At 30.3% G+C, this 17,403-nt stretch carries 19 protein-coding genes and 2 riboswitches; of the genes, 6 read left to right on the top strand and 13 right to left on the bottom strand.

Annotated elements, in window-relative coordinates; translation table 11 throughout:
* Positions 1-94 precede the first annotated feature (94 nt).
* Together GXM21_RS06390 and GXM21_RS06385 are read left to right on the top strand one after the other, a co-directional pair.
* Positions 95-715 carry an N-acetylmuramoyl-L-alanine amidase gene (locus GXM21_RS06390; protein ID WP_008537881.1) on the top strand — a complete coding sequence of 207 codons (621 nt, stop codon included), beginning with the start codon at positions 95-97 and terminating at the stop codon, positions 713-715.
* A 30-nt stretch (positions 716-745) separates the two neighbouring features.
* On the top strand, positions 746-982 hold the full coding sequence (locus tag GXM21_RS06385; protein WP_008537882.1) for a DUF1653 domain-containing protein: 237 nt from the start codon (positions 746-748) through the stop codon (positions 980-982).
* 46 nt (positions 983-1,028) lie between these two features.
* Here the strand turns inward: GXM21_RS06385 and GXM21_RS06380 are convergent, their stop codons facing one another.
* From GXM21_RS06380 to GXM21_RS06355, 6 genes are all read right to left on the bottom strand, one after another.
* Entirely contained in the window at positions 1,029-1,676 is a 648-nt protein-coding gene (locus GXM21_RS06380) for a hypothetical protein (protein ID WP_008537883.1), read from the bottom strand.
* A gap of 102 nt (positions 1,677-1,778) precedes the next feature.
* Positions 1,779-2,996, bottom strand: coding sequence for a 2-iminoacetate synthase ThiH (gene thiH, locus GXM21_RS06375; protein WP_008537884.1), 1,218 nt, complete (start codon positions 2,994-2,996; stop codon positions 1,779-1,781).
* Positions 2,997-3,034: 38 nt separating this feature from the next.
* Positions 3,035-3,793 (bottom strand): thiazole synthase, encoded by a 759-nt coding sequence (locus tag GXM21_RS06370; RefSeq protein WP_008537885.1) that lies wholly within the window; start codon positions 3,791-3,793, stop codon positions 3,035-3,037.
* Positions 3,794-3,808: 15 nt separating this feature from the next.
* Entirely contained in the window at positions 3,809-4,447 is a 639-nt protein-coding gene (gene thiF / locus GXM21_RS06365) for a sulfur carrier protein ThiS adenylyltransferase ThiF (protein ID WP_008537886.1), read from the bottom strand.
* Between the two features lie 2 nt (positions 4,448-4,449).
* Positions 4,450-4,647 carry a sulfur carrier protein ThiS gene (gene thiS, locus GXM21_RS06360; protein WP_008537887.1) on the bottom strand — a complete coding sequence of 66 codons (198 nt, stop codon included), beginning with the start codon at positions 4,645-4,647 and terminating at the stop codon, positions 4,450-4,452.
* Positions 4,648-4,846: 199 nt separating this feature from the next.
* Positions 4,847-4,950: riboswitch (TPP riboswitch) on the bottom strand.
* A 42-nt stretch (positions 4,951-4,992) separates the two neighbouring features.
* Positions 4,993-5,862, bottom strand: coding sequence for a DMT family transporter (locus GXM21_RS06355; protein ID WP_008537888.1), 870 nt, complete (start codon positions 5,860-5,862; stop codon positions 4,993-4,995).
* A 130-nt stretch (positions 5,863-5,992) separates the two neighbouring features.
* On the opposite strand from GXM21_RS06355, the gene GXM21_RS06350 reads away from it, so the two are divergent.
* The gene (locus GXM21_RS06350; protein ID WP_083826926.1) at positions 5,993-6,784 is read left to right on the top strand and encodes a Cof-type HAD-IIB family hydrolase; all 792 of its coding nucleotides are present in this window, start codon (positions 5,993-5,995) and stop codon (positions 6,782-6,784) included.
* 54 nt (positions 6,785-6,838) lie between these two features.
* Here GXM21_RS06350 and GXM21_RS06345 read toward each other — a convergent pair whose 3' ends face one another.
* The 7 genes from GXM21_RS06345 to nikB form a co-directional block, all read right to left on the bottom strand.
* Entirely contained in the window at positions 6,839-8,149 is a 1,311-nt protein-coding gene (locus tag GXM21_RS06345) for an MATE family efflux transporter (protein WP_008537891.1), read from the bottom strand.
* A gap of 23 nt (positions 8,150-8,172) precedes the next feature.
* Complete coding sequence (locus GXM21_RS06340) at positions 8,173-9,291, bottom strand: hypothetical protein (RefSeq protein ID WP_008537892.1); 1,119 nt, start codon at positions 9,289-9,291, stop codon at positions 8,173-8,175.
* 115 nt (positions 9,292-9,406) lie between these two features.
* Positions 9,407-10,351 (bottom strand): ABC transporter ATP-binding protein, encoded by a 945-nt coding sequence (locus GXM21_RS06335; RefSeq protein ID WP_008537893.1) that lies wholly within the window; start codon positions 10,349-10,351, stop codon positions 9,407-9,409.
* Positions 10,344-11,135 carry an ABC transporter ATP-binding protein gene (locus tag GXM21_RS06330; RefSeq protein WP_008537894.1) on the bottom strand — a complete coding sequence of 264 codons (792 nt, stop codon included), beginning with the start codon at positions 11,133-11,135 and terminating at the stop codon, positions 10,344-10,346. The genes GXM21_RS06335 and GXM21_RS06330 overlap by 8 nt, the downstream gene beginning before the upstream one ends.
* A gap of 13 nt (positions 11,136-11,148) precedes the next feature.
* Positions 11,149-12,717, bottom strand: coding sequence for an ABC transporter substrate-binding protein (locus GXM21_RS06325; RefSeq protein ID WP_039881396.1), 1,569 nt, complete (start codon positions 12,715-12,717; stop codon positions 11,149-11,151).
* Positions 12,718-12,763: 46 nt separating this feature from the next.
* Complete coding sequence (gene nikC, locus GXM21_RS06320; protein WP_008537899.1) at positions 12,764-13,582, bottom strand: nickel transporter permease; 819 nt, start codon at positions 13,580-13,582, stop codon at positions 12,764-12,766.
* Entirely contained in the window at positions 13,579-14,517 is a 939-nt protein-coding gene (nikB, locus tag GXM21_RS06315; protein WP_008537900.1) for a nickel ABC transporter permease, read from the bottom strand. Before nikB ends, nikC begins: the two co-directional genes overlap by 4 nt.
* 220 nt (positions 14,518-14,737) lie before the next feature.
* Positions 14,738-14,922: riboswitch (cobalamin riboswitch) on the bottom strand.
* A gap of 292 nt (positions 14,923-15,214) precedes the next feature.
* Here nikB and GXM21_RS06310 point away from each other — a divergent pair.
* The 3 genes from GXM21_RS06310 to GXM21_RS06300 are packed head-to-tail and all read left to right on the top strand — an operon-like array spanning position 15,215 to position 17,229.
* Positions 15,215-15,760: an NUDIX domain-containing protein gene (locus GXM21_RS06310; RefSeq protein ID WP_008537901.1), complete on the top strand. Its 546-nt coding sequence runs from the start codon at positions 15,215-15,217 to the stop codon at positions 15,758-15,760.
* Positions 15,761-15,800: 40 nt separating this feature from the next.
* Positions 15,801-16,427, top strand: a complete 627-nt coding sequence (locus GXM21_RS06305) for a site-2 protease family protein (protein ID WP_008537902.1) — start codon at positions 15,801-15,803, stop codon at positions 16,425-16,427.
* Positions 16,428-16,437: 10 nt separating this feature from the next.
* On the top strand, positions 16,438-17,229 hold the full coding sequence (locus tag GXM21_RS06300; RefSeq protein WP_008537903.1) for a segregation and condensation protein A: 792 nt from the start codon (positions 16,438-16,440) through the stop codon (positions 17,227-17,229).
* Positions 17,230-17,403: the final 174 nt, after the last annotated feature.

Genomic DNA, 17,403 nt, shown 5'->3' with positions numbered 1-17,403 from the left:
ATTAATATATTATATTAGAGAAATTTTCTACTAGACTTATAGTTAACTCAAGATGCTATACTATAGATACACTACTTAGGGAAGGACAAATTATATGAATAGACGTGATTTTATAATTAAAGGATTAAAATTAGGTGGAGCATTACTTGCAGGAGCAAATATTTCCACTTTTTTAAATTCTATAGCAAATATTAATAATAATGTAGCTAAAGCAGCTGATTATACATTATATGCTTCTGATTTACCAATTGTTGAAAATTATTTCAATTTTACTTCTTTATCTACTAGACCTAGAACGTCACAAATCATAGTTCATCATTCTGCTATTGGTGGAAACGACGATATCACAGCTGCAGATATCCATCGCATTCATCTACAAAATGGTTGGTCTGGTATAGGTTATCATATGTTTATTCGTAAAAGTGGTTTAATTGAAACAGGCAGACCATTAGAAGATATTGGCGCACATACTTATCAACATAATAATAGTAGTATTGGTATTTGTCTATCTGGTAATTTTAATGATGAAATGCCTACAGATATGCAAATTGCTTCTGCAAGTAAATTGATTGGTTTATTATGTCAAATGTATAGTTTAAGTCCAAATGAAAATACAGTATTTGGTCATCGTGATTTTAATGCCACTGCTTGTCCTGGTGAAAATCTATATGCAGATTTATATCATCTCCGCCATATGGCTAGTAATTTCATTTGATAATTAAAAATTAAAGGAGAACACAATATAATGAGAACTTTACCTAAAGCGGGGGAAATATGGGTTCACTTCAAAGGTGAGGATAAAAAATATTTGATTATTACCGTAGCTACACATACAGAAACTCATGAACAATTCGTAGTTTATAAAGCTTTATATGGTGATTTTAAAGATTATATTAGACCTTTAGATATGTTTATGAGTAAAGTTGACCGCCAAAAATACCCTGATGTTTCTCAAAAATATCGTTTTGAAAAATTGGTTTAACAAAAAAAATCCTATCTCTAAGAAATCACTTAAAGATAGGATTTTTTTATTTATTGAAATTAATTCTAGTATCTAATTTAGGAATGATATTACCATCATCAATGATATTATATTCTAAGTCTGAGCTTTCAATTATAGACTTTAAAAAATTATGAACTTCTAATCTTTCATTGATAATTTCTTGTAAATTCATAATCAAAGATAAATCTATACCATCATTTAAAACATAATTAGATAATGCTCTCTGAAAAATATCTATCTCGATATTTATACCTGATTGACGAAGCTCAGCAAATTTTTGTGCTACCTCTGTAGTCGCTAATTCTTGCAATTCTTGTTGATAAAAATAATTAGTAACACTGATAGCTACATTACCTATTAAATGACCGATAATAGGTATATTTTCTTCTGACCATATAGCTACATTAGAAGCTGTATCAAAATAGCCTTTATATTTTTCAATTACAGGTCTAGTAGCTTCAATATAATCAATCAACTCTTGTCTATGCTGTGAATCCTTCAATAATTCTAGTAAATCATCCCTTATAGCAGCATTTTCGGGATTTAAAAAGCCAGTAATCGTACTGATTGCCAAATTACTAGTATCTGTAGGCGCTGCTTTAGCAGGAGTTGGCACTAAACATAAACAACATATTAAAAGTACTAGCAAAGATAGCTTTTTTAATATTAGCATACGAATCAAATCCTCCTAAATTTTCTTAAAGAGAAATATTTACTTTGATTAAAGTGTACTTTAGAAATATAGTTTTGTCTAGTGTCTAATTCATAAAATATTCTATACGTATAAATAATCTGCCATAACTGGCTGTAAGCCGTTATGAATTAAATCATGATATACTTCATCTACAGAACGAGTGTCGGCAATTTCAAATTGAGCATCACCTTTATCTTCGCTTTCTTGACTATGTTCACCGATGGCGGTACTTACACCAGCGGAAATTTTTGTAGTAGCGATATTTACAAGATTATCACGAACTCTAGCACATTCTCTAGTAGATATAGTGATACTAGCAGATGGCATAAATAAACGATAAGCACATACAACTTGTAAAAGCTGTGCTTCATGTACATCTTTAGGATTGATTTTATCATTATTGATAATTGGACGAAGGCGAGGGCAAGAAAATGCTATCTCTGCATGTGGATATTTTTGTTGTAAATAATATGCATGCATACCTGTAGCTAATGCATCTTTTCTAAAATCATCTAAACCTAAAAGTGCAGCAAAGCCAACGCCTCTCATACCGCCACGAATTGCTCTTTCTTGAGCATAGAAACGATAAGGGAAAATACGTTTATGTCCAGCTAAATGAAGTGTTTCATATTTATCGCTATTATATGTTTCTTGGAATACAGTTACATAATCCGCACCGCATTTTTGTAGGTAAGCATATTCATCTGTATTCAATGGATAGATTTCAAGTCCAATAACACGGAAATATTTTTTAGCTATTTTACAAGCTTCACCTATATATTCTATGCTGGATTGCTTGCGACTTTCACCTGTTAAAATCAAGATTTCCTGCAATCCAGATTTAGCAATTTCCTGCATTTCTTTATCAATTTCATCATAATTCAATTTAGCACGTTTAATTTTATTATGACAATTAAAACCACAATAGATACAATAATTTTCACAGTAATTAGCAATATATATTGGTGTGAACATATAGATAGAATTGCCAAAAAATCTCTTAGTAGTTTTCTGTGCTTTTTGTGCTATCTGTTCAAGAAAAGGAAGTGCTGCTGGAGATAATAAAGCTCTAAAATCTTCTGGTGTAATATGGTCATGACTAAGTGCAGTTTGTACATCTTGGGCTGTATATTTATCATAATCATAACTATCCATATCAGCTATAACCTTATCTAAAATATCACTTGGTATAACTTCCATATCTGGTAAATATGCCATATAGTCAATACGTTCTTTTTTTAATTCAGCTCTTACTTCATCATTAATAATACTTTCATTAATATGATTATCTTTATTCATTCATCTTACCTCACAATTATTACTGATTAAATTAATAATTAATCTTGTAAAAATCCTGTCAATGGAGAAGATGCACTTGCTCCTTGTGCTTTTACACGACCTAATTTTGCTTCATAAGCAAGGCGTCCTGCTTCAATAGCATAATTAAAAGCTTTTGCCATGCGAACGACATCACCTGCTATTGCTATAGCAGTATTAGCCATAATAGCAGTAGCACCCATTTCCATAGCTTCACAAGCTTGAGAAGGTCTACCAATACCAGCATCTACAATAATTGGTAAGTCGATTTCATCTATGAGAATTTGAATAAATTCTTTTGTACATAAACCTTTATTAGAGCCGATGGGAGCCCCAAGAGGCATTACACAACTAGCACCAGCATTTACTAAATCTCTAGCTACATTTAAATCTGGATACATATAAGGCATAACAGTGAAACCTTCTTTAGCTAAAACTTCAGTAGCTTTGATAGTTTCATAATTATCAGGTAAAAGATATTTACTATCGCGCATAATTTCAATTTTTACTAAATCACTGCCACAAAGTTCTTTAGATAAACGAGCTATGCGAATGGCTTCATCAGCATTTCTAGCTCCAGAAGTATTAGGAAGCAGTGCTATATCTTTAGGAATGTAATCTAAAATATTAGCCATACCACCATTATTTACACGACGAAGTGCTAAAGTTACAATTTCAGCTTTTGCTTCATTGATTGCTGCTTGAATTAATTCTAAAGAATATTTACCAGAACCTAAAATAAATCTTGAATTGAATTGATGTTTTCCTAATTGCCACATAATATGATACCTTCTTTATAAATTATTTTCTAAAATCAATTGAGTGATTAAATTTGCTTGATGACCAGCACAAATAGCTACTCTAGGAGCCATTAAACTATTTTCATTGGATAATGCAGTTTTTTCATCACCACAGATATAAAATTTGCCCATCACCTTACGAGTATGAATTTCATTGCTATGACCAAAACCCGCCATACCACTTCCAGAAATGATATATTTTTCAGGGAAAAGCTCTAATACCTTATTTACTAACATCGCCTTATTTTCAGGAACGTCAAAAGCTTCACAGATGATATCTTCATCTTTAAACAATGAAAAAATATTATCTTCTGTTACCTTTATACAATCAGTAACGATATTTAAATAAGGATTTATCATTTGTAATTGCTCGGCTAGAGCTTGCGTTTTGTATTCATTTAGATGTGAGATGAAATAATGTTGTCTATTGAGATTGCTGATATCTACTTTGTCAAAATCAATTAAATGTAAATGACCTACACCTATTCTAGCTAGTGCCACAGCGATATTAGAGCCTAAACCACCAAGACCGGCTATAGCAACTTTAGCATTATTTAATTTTTCTTGGTTGACTATGCCATGGCGGTCATTTAAAGTTTGATAAATTAATTCTTTTGCCAAAATATCTGCCATTATCAGCCACCACCAACAAAAGTTACGATTTCTAATTTATCATTAGGATTTAAAATAGTTTGTGCATATTTTGCTTTTGGGACTATTTGACCATTTAACTCTATAGCTATCTTATCTAAAGAATAATTATTTTCTTGCAAATAAGTAACTAAATCCATAGGCAAAGATATTTCTTGATTTTGTCCATTAACTATTATCAAAATAAGACCTCCTTATTTTTTATCTTTTGAGAAATTTTATTAAAAAAGGAGTCCACAAAAAGATACACCCGCGGTGGTGCACCCCTTCATGAACTCCTGTTCAATCACATGGTCAACTCTATGTGATTTTAAAAATTAATATATAGATGTGTGTTAAAATAAAAAAGAGATGACAAAATGCCATCTCTTCTAATTGCAAATACATCATAATTATTATCCTACGTTGGCATTATCCAAATCAGGTTATAGGTCAAAGTTCACAACTTCCTCTCAGCCAGTTTACTAGCTCCCTGTTATTAATTTATATATACAATATAATTTATAAATTATCATTTGTCAATAAGTTTAATTATTTTTCTTGAACAACTCACTGACAAGTAAAGAACCTAATATCAAAATCGCTCCAATCCATTGAGAAATACTCATCGGCTCAGCTAAAAGAACTGTGGATAAAATAATCGCAGTTACTGGGTCTAAATAGCTAAAAATAGCAACTTTTTGTGCTGGTAATTCTTGTAGTGAAGAAAAATATAATAAATACGCTATACCTGTATGTATAATGCCTAATATAGCCAAAGATAATAACGAAAAACCACTCATGCTCCATGAATTTCCCTGATAGATTACATAAGGCAATAAAATTATTGAAGCTAATAATAATTGAGCAATACTGCTATCAATGGCAGAAATATCTTTGAAAAATTTATTTGCTAAGACTACAATCGCATAAAATAATGCAGCAGATATTCCATACAGTACACCGATAAAATCATTCACACCAGATTGATTGTCATTGAATATGCCAGCGACTAATGCCATACCTAATAAAGATAAAATTACACAGATGATTTTAAATAGCGATAAACTTTCTTTCAATATAAATGGAGATAATAATACTACAAAAGTAGGTGCTAAATAATATGTAAGTGTCGCTGTAGCTATCGTTGTATAATTATATGCTTGAAATAAAAAAATCCAGTTAAAACCTATAGCTACACCAGATATTAATAAATAGCGTAAATTTTTTATTAAAACATTTCGATTTATTTTTTTGTGCAAACATACCATAGCGATAAATAAAATAAAAGCACCTACAAAACCACGCACTAGGGCTATTTGCGAACTTGCAAGTTCGATATTGCGCACAAATAAACCGATACTACCAAAAATAAGCATAGCCGTAATATTTTTTAAAGTTGCATTCATGAAAATCATTCACATCTCTTTCTATATTTATCTAGTCAATAATTATTGTTTATAATATAGCATAAAAACAATATACGTACTAGCTTAAAATTTGTTATAATTGATTTATATTTTATAATTCTAATGAAAGTACGGTGATATGATGATAAAAGCTATTTTCTTTGATATTGATGGTACATTAGTTAGCTTTAAAACACATAAAATTCCTGAATCTACAATACAAGCTTTACATACTTTAAAAGCAAAAGGAATAAAATTATTTATCGCAACTGGTCGTCCGCCATATGACTTGAAATTTTTAATTGATGAATTTGGCGATTTATTCACTGGTTATATTACTTTTAATGGTCAATATTGTTATGATAGTACAGGGAAAATCTTACACGAAGAATATTTAAATCGTGAAGATTTAATCCAATTTACAAATTACATCAAAGATAAAGATATCGCTTGTGGTTTTATGGAAATAGATTATTTTTATTTTAATCTCTATAATGACCGCTTAGCAAAATTAAAAGAAACTTTAGGAGATACTGCACCTGATAGAGCATTTGATGATGTAAGTCGTGTATCCAATCATAAAACATATCAATTGAATATTTTCCTAAATGAAGATGAAGAACAAGAAGTCTTACCATATTTGCCAAATTGCAAAGCTGTTCGTTGGTGCCCATATTTTACAGATATTATTCCTAAAGATGGCGGTAAAGGCACAGGCCTCAAAAAAGTTTTAGCTTACTACGGCATAGATATCAATGAAGCCATGGCTTTTGGTGATGGTGGAAACGATGTGGAAATGCTTGAAGCTGTAAAATATGGCATAGCTATGGGAAATGCTAATGATAATTTAAAACAGATAGCAGATTTTATCACTTTAGATGTAGATAATGATGGCGTAGCCTATGCTTTAAAACAATATAACGTATTATAAAAATAAACCTACTATAAATTAACTTATTTAAAAGTAATCTATAGTAGGTTTTCTTTAATTAAAATATTTCTTTAACGACGGTAAATACAAAATGAGAATGATTGACTCTAATAAATACGTTAAATTATATGTCAGCCATATACCATCATTACCTAGATAAGACATCAATATTTTTTGGCAGATATAGAAAAATATCACAGCGACAAACATCATATTTCTGATAGAAGCTGTATTGACAATACCTGTATACATACCATATAAAAGCAATCCTACACAGGCACATATAGGATGTAAAATTAGATAGATGCTATAATCGTTAGCATAATTAGCCACAACTGCCAAATCAGTCATCATATTTATAAAATACGATTTAGTAATATACATAATCACTGAAATAAAAATTATAAATACAGCTAAACATCTTAAGCTTATCTTTAATACTGAATTTAATAAATTTATATCTTTGTATCCCTTTGCTTTTCCTGAAAATACACTCACACCATTTGCCATACCATCAATAAAGTAAACCACAATAAAAATAATTTCTAAGATAATAGCATTACTAGCTAGTGTAACTGTTCCCATGCTTGCCCCAGCTATGGCAAATAAATTATTTATCGTCAATAAACAAACAGTGCGAAACATTAAATCCACATTTACCTTCATCATGGCTAAAAAAGGCTGTAAAGTTTTTAAACTTTGAATGTATTCATTGCGAATAGTTAAGTTCCCTCGTTTATAAATAGCAATAAAACCTACCATACAACCATATATTTGAGCAATCAAAGAAGCATAGGCTACACCTTGAATATTCATATCCATGATAAATACAAATACGATAGATAAGACGATATTCAACACATTCATAGATATTTGCATAAACATAGTATAGCGAATTATCATCTGCCCCATGAGCCAGCCTAGCGTTACATAATTGATTAAAACAAATGGCGCTCCCCATATAATGATATCACAATAATTTTTCATCAATTCAACAACTTGGCTTTCAGGCTTCATGAGCAATGCATAATATTTGAAAATCCATGGATAAATGATTAAAAATATCAAACTTATTACTATAGCTATAAGTAGTGGTCTAGCTAAAGCTAAAAATTTATCTTTGGCGGATTCACTGCCTAAAGCTTGAGCGGAAAAACTTGTAGTAGATACTCTCAAAAATCCGAATAACCAATATATATTGTTAAATAAAATTACTCCCAAAGAAACAGCAGCTATATAAAAAGCTTCTGACATATGTCCCATAACAGCAGTATTTACAGCTCCTAATAGAGGCTGTGTAGCTGTGGATAACATAAAGGGAATAGTTACTTTTAGATATTCTTTATAAGTTAATTGTGATAGCATAAAATCTCCTAATTATATTTTATTTAAAAACGATATTCTAAACGACCAAACCAACGTGTTTTTGTTTTATCATTTTCAATATCATTACCATTAAAATATGAAACTTCACCCATTAAATTTTTAGCAAATATATATCTAGCCCCTAATTCATAACCTTGTTCGCCTGTGAAGCTATTAGTATATGTTGGTAAAAATGTAGCTAGTTCTCCAATATTTTTATATGCAACCCATAATCCATACGTATTTGGTATAGTACGTTTTGCACCTTTATAATTTAATTGAAAAATATAAGCTTGCTCTTGATCACTATTGCCTAAGTCATATTTATTAGCATCTAAATTAGATAAAGCATATACACCACCTAATTTAAAGTTATTATCCAATTTATATTCTTCTGCAACTTCAAAAATTTGCTGTGTATCTTCAAGTTCTCCACTTCTTATATTATGATAAGCAAGTCCTGTCATTAATTTATTTGAAATAGGCATTTCTGCTTGTAATCCTACATAATGCATAGCATCACTTTCTGGATAAGCTTGTTTACCATTATAATGCATTTTTCCATTAACATTGTCGTTATATGGTGAATCAAAATTACCTATCATTGCTGTATAAATATTTTTAGTATCTTTATCTGTATAAGCGTATTTTATACCTTTAATATAATCATCAAAAATCATACCATAGGCAATATCCATATTAGCAAAATCGGCATAATCTACTTTACCTAAAGAAATTGTTCCGCCAAACGCTGGTCCTTGTAGATAAAGCATACGATTATAAAAATGGGATTTATCAGCTCCCTTAGATTTATAATTTTGTTCATAGTCTATACGATTTTTTATTTTCCAGCCATTATCAATATTTATAGTTGGTTCTAAACGTGTACGCCATAAAGATTTACGCGTTTCACCTTTTTTACCTGGTCGATTATCGTGGCGGACATCATAACGACTTAATCCTTTAATAGTAATTATATCTTGTTTCTCTTTATTAATAATACTTTTTTGTTGCTCTTCTACAATTTTATTATTCGTTTCATCTATATTTTTCGTATCTGTTTTTGCATAGGCAATTCCTGTAGATATTGTCATAGATAAAATAGTAGCAACTAATAATTTAGTTATTAACTTTTTTTGCATAATTGTTGAAAACTCCTTAATAATTATAATCAAAATCAATAAATTTTCAAGAAAAAACACCTATAAAAAATATTTTTCTTATAGGTGTTTTAAAAGAAATATATTAGCCTAAAAATCAAACTAGATGGCAAGCAACATAATGATTAGTTGATATCTCTTTTAATTTTGGCTTTTCCTGTTTACAGATATCTTTGCAGTATTTACAGCGATTTTGAAATGGACAACCTTTAGGTAGATCTAAAGGACTTGGGATATCACCAGAAAGAGTTTCTATATTTTTATTTTGCTTATTATCTAGAGAAAAAACTGCCTTTAATAATGCTTTAGTATATGGGTGTTTTGCTTCTGTAAGTTTATTTCCGTCAATTTTTTCAACGATATTACCCAAATACATTACAGCTATACGATGACTAAATAGACTAACCAAAGCCAAATCATGACAAATAAAAATATAGGTGATATTTTTTTCTCGCTGTAATTTTACTAGTAATTCAATAATTTTAGCTTGAACAGATACATCAAGAGCAGAAGTGGCTTCATCACAAACAATAATTTCAGGCTCTAGGGCTAAAGCTCTGGCAATAGCTACACGTTGACGTTGACCGCCACTTATATTATTCGGATATCTATCTACAAAATCATCTGGCAGTTCTACTAATCGCAATAATTCTTGAGCTTTCTCTTTTATTTGTGATTTTTTTATTAAATTAAAATTTAATAGCGGTTCACAAATGATATTACCAATTTTCATTTTAGGATTAAACGCTGCTGTAGGGTCTTGAAAAACCATTTGAATATGACGACAATTTTGACGACGTTTTTCTCCTGTTAATTTAGTAATATCTTGATTATGAAAAATAACTTCACCAGAAGTTGGTGCGTGCATATTCATAATAGTTTTTACCAGTGTAGATTTACCACAACCAGATTCGCCAACAATGCCTACTGTTTCTCCAGCATTAATATTAAGACTAACATCATCACAAGCTGTTAAAAATCTATTATTACTAGCTGGAAATTTTTTAGTTATATTTTTTACCTGCATAATAACTTTAGACATAGCGCTGTCCTCCTATTTGTGGAACTGAAGCAAGTAAAGTTTTAGTATATTCTGCCTGTGGTGAATTAATTATATCTTCGGCTTTACCATATTCTACAACTTTACCTTGTTTCATTACCATAATTTTATCTGACATATACGCAGCTACACCAATATTATGAGTTACTACAATCATTGCTGTACCACAACTGCGCGGAATCTCCATTAATTCTTTGACTATTTGTGCTTGAGTGGTAACATCTAAAGCTGAAGTAGGTTCATCAGCAAGCAATAACTCTGGTCTAAAAATAATAGCCATAGCAATACCAACACGCTGACGCATACCACCAGATAATTCAAATGGATATGATTTCATGATATTTTCAGGATTAGGCAAATTCATACGAGTAAGCATTTCTACAGCAAAAGAATATGCTTCTTCATCTGTAACATTATCATGAACTTGTAGATATTCTATAAATTGTTTACCAATAGTTTGAATAGGATTTAACATATTGCCACTATCTTGGAAAATCATAGAAATATTTTTTCCTCGAATGGCTAACCAGTCTCGTACACTGTATTTTAATAAATCATGATTTTCAAAGAAAATTTTTCCATTAGTAATCTTTCCACTATTAGGTAAACTACCTAATATAGCTCTAATTACTGTGGTTTTTCCACTACCAGACTCTCCAACTATGGTCAAAATTTCTCCTCTATCCAAAGAAAAATTAATATCTTTAACTGTAGCTTCTATATTTTTGCTATATTGAATAGTTAAATTAGATACATCAAGTAACATTAATTTACCCCTTTTATGCTTTAGCTGGTTTTATTTTATTAGTAAGCCAATAATAATCCGATGGATACATAACTACACCCTCTAAGCCTTTGGTGCTGATAATATTAGTCTGTGGATAACCTAAGAATAATGCAACACCGTCATCTAACAAAATTTGTTGCGCTTCAATAATTAATTGACGACGTTTTTCTTTATCAAATTCGACAGATAATTGATTTAAAATCTCATCATATTCACGATTACTATATCCAGAACCATTTTGTGGATTATCTCCATTTACATTAGTTTTCCAATACCAACTTAAATAAATTTCAGGGTCTCCAGTATTAGCAGTTGTAATATTAGAAATGAGTAAATCATAATCGCCATCAATACCCATTTTATCAATAAGATTATAATCTACACTTTTTATATTTATATTAATTCCTACTTTTTTAGCATCAGCTTGTACAGCTTCAGCGTATAAAGGAAGCTCTGCACGGCTATTATACACGACAAAATCAAGACTTAAGTCCTTGCCATCTTTATCTAAAATACCATCTCCATTACTATCAGTCCAACCAGCTTCGGCTAATAATTGCTTAGCTCTTTCTGGATTATATGCATTTGGGTCTGTCAATTCATCAAAGCCATAGTCCATAGATGGCGGTATTGGCGCTTTACCTGGAATAAATGTACCTTTCAATAATACATTATTATAATTTTCTCGATCACAAGCAGAAATCAAGGCAGCACGAACTTTTGGGTCACCTAAAATACCTTTTTGATTGATACGGGCAAGTACTGTACGTAATGAAGAAATTTCATCGATATAGAATTTATCATTATTTCTAAATAAATCTATATCTCCAGCTGCGATATTTACAGCAAAATTAACTTCACCAGATTGAAGTGCCATAGCACGAGTATTAGGATCATCAATAGATGGTATTTCTACACGTTCAAAAGGAACTTCGCCGTCCCAATAATATTCATTTCTCACCATTACAGCCTTTTCTTTTACAAAAGACTCTACTTTATATGGACCAGTACAAATTGGACCTTCTTTGGCAAAATCTCTACCTTGTTTCTCTGCACTAACATCTACAATAATAAATAATGGGTCAGCCAAAAATCCAGGCATATTAGGTTGAGGTTTGCTTGTTGTGATTATTAAATTTTGACCATCAGCCTTCATTTCTGTGTATTCAAAGAAAGTTTTGGCTCGAGTATTTTTAGCAAAAGCACGTTCAATAGATTTTTTTACAGCTTCAGCTGTTACTAGATTGCCATTAGAAAATTTCACATTATCACGGATTTTAAAAGTCCATGTTAAATGATCATCGCTAATAGACCAACTTTCCGCAAGCCATGGCTGAACATTCATTTTTTCATCAAATTTTGCCAAACATTCACCAATAGCATAACGCATTACAACCCAGCCAAAATAATTCTGTGTTGGCTCTAAAGTATCTGCAAAATTTGTAACTCCAAATTTCAAAGTAGTTTTATCTACTGTATTTTCAGAGCTACAACCAGCTATTATACCTGCGGTCAATATACCACATAGACTTAAACTAATAGCCTTCCATAATTTTTTCATTCTAAAACTTTTCATATTCAACCTCTTTTCTTATCAATAAAATCTATCAATCTTGTCTAGGGTCTAAGATATCACGTAAACTATCTCCCCAAAGATTAAATATAGCTACTACTATAAAAATAGCTAACCCTGGATAAATCATCAGCCATGGGGCAGTTTGTATATATTGTCGACCTTCATTGAGCATTAATCCCCATTCTGGTGTAGGTGGTTGAGCACCAAAACCTAAAAAAGATAGACCCGCTATTTCCATCATCATAGTCCCAATATCCATTGCACCTGTTATTACAATCATTGGCAATATATTTGGTAATATGTGGCGCCATAAAATATTAATAGTTGTTGTACCATTTACTTTAGCAGCTATGATAAAATCATTATTACGTAATCTTATGACTAAACTACGAACTAGACGAGCATATTTTGCCCAACTTACTATTACTAAAGCAAAAATTGTATTTATAATACTTCCACCTAAAATACCAGCAATAGCAATTGCTAAAATTACACCTGGGAAAGACAACATAATATCAGCTAAACGCATCAATACAATTTCTACTTTACCACCAAAATAACCTGATAAAATACCAACTAAAGAACCAATAGTAGCCGTTAATATAACTAAACAAATAGTCATAAATAATGAAGTTTGTGTACCATAAATTATTCTGGAAAAGGTATCTCTACCTAATTTATCAGTACCTAAAATATGTTCACCGCTTGGCATCTGCAATACATTGGTCATATTCGATTCATAAGGGTCATGCGTAGCAATAATAGGTGCTAATATAGCAATTAGAATTACTAAAAAAACCAAAAATGTATATACAGAAAATAATTTATTATTCTTTATAAATTTAATCATCTTGAATCTCCTTTTTTCAGCCTAGGATCAAGATATGTATACGATAAATCTACTAAAAAATTAATTACTGTATACACAATAGAAATCCATAAAACAAATCCTTCGATTAATGGATAATCACGCATAGTAATAGCATACACTGCCATTCTCCCCATACCTGGCCAAGCAAAAACTGTTTCAATAACAGCAACACCACCTAATAACCAACCAATGGACATACCTAACAAAGTTATTAAAGGTAAAATTGCATTAGGCAAAATATGTTTCCATAAAATAGCTTTTTCAGACAATCCTCTAGCTCTAGCACCTATTACATAATCTTGATGTAATTCATCTAAAATAACAGTACGCACTTGCCTAGTATATTTTGCCGATTGATAGATAGCTAAAGTAAGTGCTGGTAACACTAATCCACTTGGTGTTACACTAGCAGTAGCTATAGGAAATAATCCCAATTTTAAGCCAAAAATATATAATAAAATCAATCCTACCCAAAAACTTGGCATAGATACACCAATAAAAGAAAAGATTCTCACTAAAAAGTCAGGAATTCTATTGCGATGTGTAGCGGAAAAAATTCCCAAAGGAATGGAAATAATTATAATTAAAATAATTGTAGTCAAAGCTAATAAAACAGTCCCTGCAAAACCTTCCATTAACTTATCTATTACAGGTTTTTTTCCTGAATAAGAAATTCCCATATCGCCTTGTGCTACACCTAAAAGCCAATTGCCATATTGTACAAGAAATGGATCATTAAGTCCCATTTCTTCACGAGTTTGCTCTATTATTTCTTGAGAAACAATAGTATCTGAAGCCTCTAAAACCATGGCTGCTGGATCACCAGGTGATAAATAAGTTAAACAAAATGTTAAAAAACTAACACCAATTAATGTAATTACTAATTGAATTAAACGATTTATTAATCGTTTCAAATTAAAACAACCTCCTTATTTTTTTCATTATTATAGATTAAAAAGCTCCTCTCCTTTCTTCCGTTAAGGCAAACAAAAAAAGTCTGCCTTTGCTAGCAGACTTTTAAGAGAAACATACAATTATAAATATAAGAAAAAAAGCCTAATTCTTATAGAATTAGGCAGTATTATACAATATTTATATCTGTATAAATCGCCTTCCCATCGCTCGCAGGTAATAACAGTGATTATTAAATAGGCAGTTCTCCTGGCTTAGAGTCATAGCTATTCACGCCTTCCCAAGAAAATGATTTATTCTCAGTGACATAATTGTGAAATCGCTCGTCTTTACAGTGGCGGGACCGCTCCGGCTTATACCGAATTCCCTATTAAGTCTGTATAGACACCTATTCTATCTATATTTTATTACTTATGTTTTATGTTATCATTAGTGTTAATCTTTGTCAATTATCTTATAATAAATTTCATTAATTTTATTATTACTAAAAACTTTATATAAGATATATAGTTTTTGTAAAGCTGTTAACTTATTGGCGGATTGATAAAAAAATTTAAAAATTATAGCCACAAAAAATCTATTTAAAATAGACTTTTGTATATTATTTTTCTCATAGCTTATTGTTTTTATAGATGATATAATTATGAATATAAAATTTATAATTGTTATCAATATTATAATATAAAGAGAGGGATTTTCATGTATGAAGATTTAATTGAAGAAAAAGTTTCTTCCGAAGATATTTTTGATGGGGTATTACTTCATGTAAAGCGTGATTATGTAAAATTACCAAATGGTAATAAAGCTGTTCGTGAATGGATAAAACATCAAGGTGCTTCTGCTGTTATTCCTGTATTGCCAAATGGTAATATTATTTTAGTGCGTCAATATCGTTATCCTATCGGCAAAGTAACTTTAGAAATTCCTGCTGGCAAATTAGATAGTGTAGATGAAGACCCATTAATTTGTGCTAAACGTGAATTATCTGAAGAAACAGGTTATACTGCTAATAAATACACACAAATTCATAAATTAGCTACTACTGTTGGTTTTTCTAATGAATGGATTTATATTTATTTAGCACAAGATTTAGTAAAAGGTAAACAACATACTGATGATGATGAATTTATAAATCTAGTAGAAATGCCACTAAGCGAAGCTGTCGATTTAGTTAATAAAGGTGAAATTTTTGATGCTAAATCTGTTGTTGCTATTTTAATGGCAGAAAAATTGTGCAAACAATAATCTATTTATATTTGTTATTTAAAAATTTAGGAGGTATTTAATGTTTGGTTTTGGTCCAGATATGATTTATGCAATCCCAGGTTTATTGATTGCATTGACTGTTCATGAATATGCTCATGCTAAGGTTGCTGATAATTTAGGAGATTTCACTCCTCGTATGAATGGCAGATTAACTTTAAATCCTGTAGCTCATATTGACCCTATTGGATTGATTATGTTATTTTTTGCTCAAATAGGTTGGGCAAAGCCTGTACCAATTAATTTAAATAATTTTGATGATTGGCGTAAAGGTGAAATGCAAGTTTCCTTAGCAGGTCCATTAGCTAATTTAATCACAGCTTTTGTAGCTTCAATATTTTTTGCTCTTTGTTTTAAATATAGTTTTGCTCCTCATTGGCTTGTTATGGTATTACAATTAATTATTATTTATAATGTAAATTTCGCTATTTTTAATTTAGTACCTATTCCACCACTTGATGGTTCTAAAATCTTATCTTCTCTATTACCAGGTAGATTAGCTTATAAATATCAATCATCTGTAATTAATCGTTATAGCTTTTTTATTCTAATCGCTCTTGTTTTTACTGGAATATTGGGTTTTATTATTCACCCTATCAGTAACTTTATTATAAGCATTTTAAATCTTATTATCTCTATTATTATTTAATGAGTTTTTTATGCAACAAGAACAATATAAGGTACATTTAGAATCCTTTGAAGGGCCATTAGATTTATTATTGCATTTAATTGAAAAAAATCGTATTGATATTTATGATATTCCTATTGCTCTATTGACGGAACAATATATGGATTATCTTGCTAAATTTAAAAAGTTTAATATTGAAGTAGCTAGTGAGTTTTTAGTCATGGCAGCTACATTATTACAAATCAAATCCAAAATTTTATTACCTGATACCAAGGTAGAAGAAATAAATGAAGATGATACTGATGAAGTTGACCCACGAAAAGAATTAGTCGAACGATTATTAGAATATCGTCGTTATAAAGAAGTCAGCAGTATTTTAGGTAAAATGGCAGATGAAGCTGGCAAAAGATTTTTTCGTGAAGCTTCTAATCTACCGACAAAACATTTGCCACCTAAAGGGCTTGATGTAAAACTTTTGTGGCAAGCTTTTCAAAATGTGCTAGAAAGCCAAATTGAAAACGAACCTCTTGTAGCCAATGTTGCTCGAGAAAAATATACTATTGAAGATAAAATCATCTCTTTATTGGCTTTGCTTAAACAACATGGCGGAAATATTTGTTTTAACACTGTATTTCAATATAGTGAGCATAAGATTTCTAAATCTGAGTTAATCACCACTTTTTTAGCTATGTTAGAATTAATTAAAATAAAGAGAATAACTGTATATCAGACAAGTATATTTTCACCTATTTATTTAAAAATCAATGATGAAATCGAATCTTCTGATAACGATATCATTGTTGATAATACTGAAAGTAATTAAAGATTGTTAATAGATGATTTTTTTGATAAAAATTCATGAAAATAGACGCTTATAAGCGTCTATTTTTTTTATTTCTCCCCTCGAAAATAATATTTTATTTATTAATTATAATAAAATATTATTTCTTAATTTATTTTTAATCTAAATATCATTTGTTATTATTGAGTCTAAGTT

This window comes from Megamonas funiformis, assembly GCF_010669225.1.
Classification (GTDB): Bacteria; Bacillota; Negativicutes; order Selenomonadales; family Selenomonadaceae; genus Megamonas; species Megamonas funiformis.
Note: the sequence above shows the minus strand (reverse complement) of the source record. Positions and strands in the feature narration are given on the sequence as shown.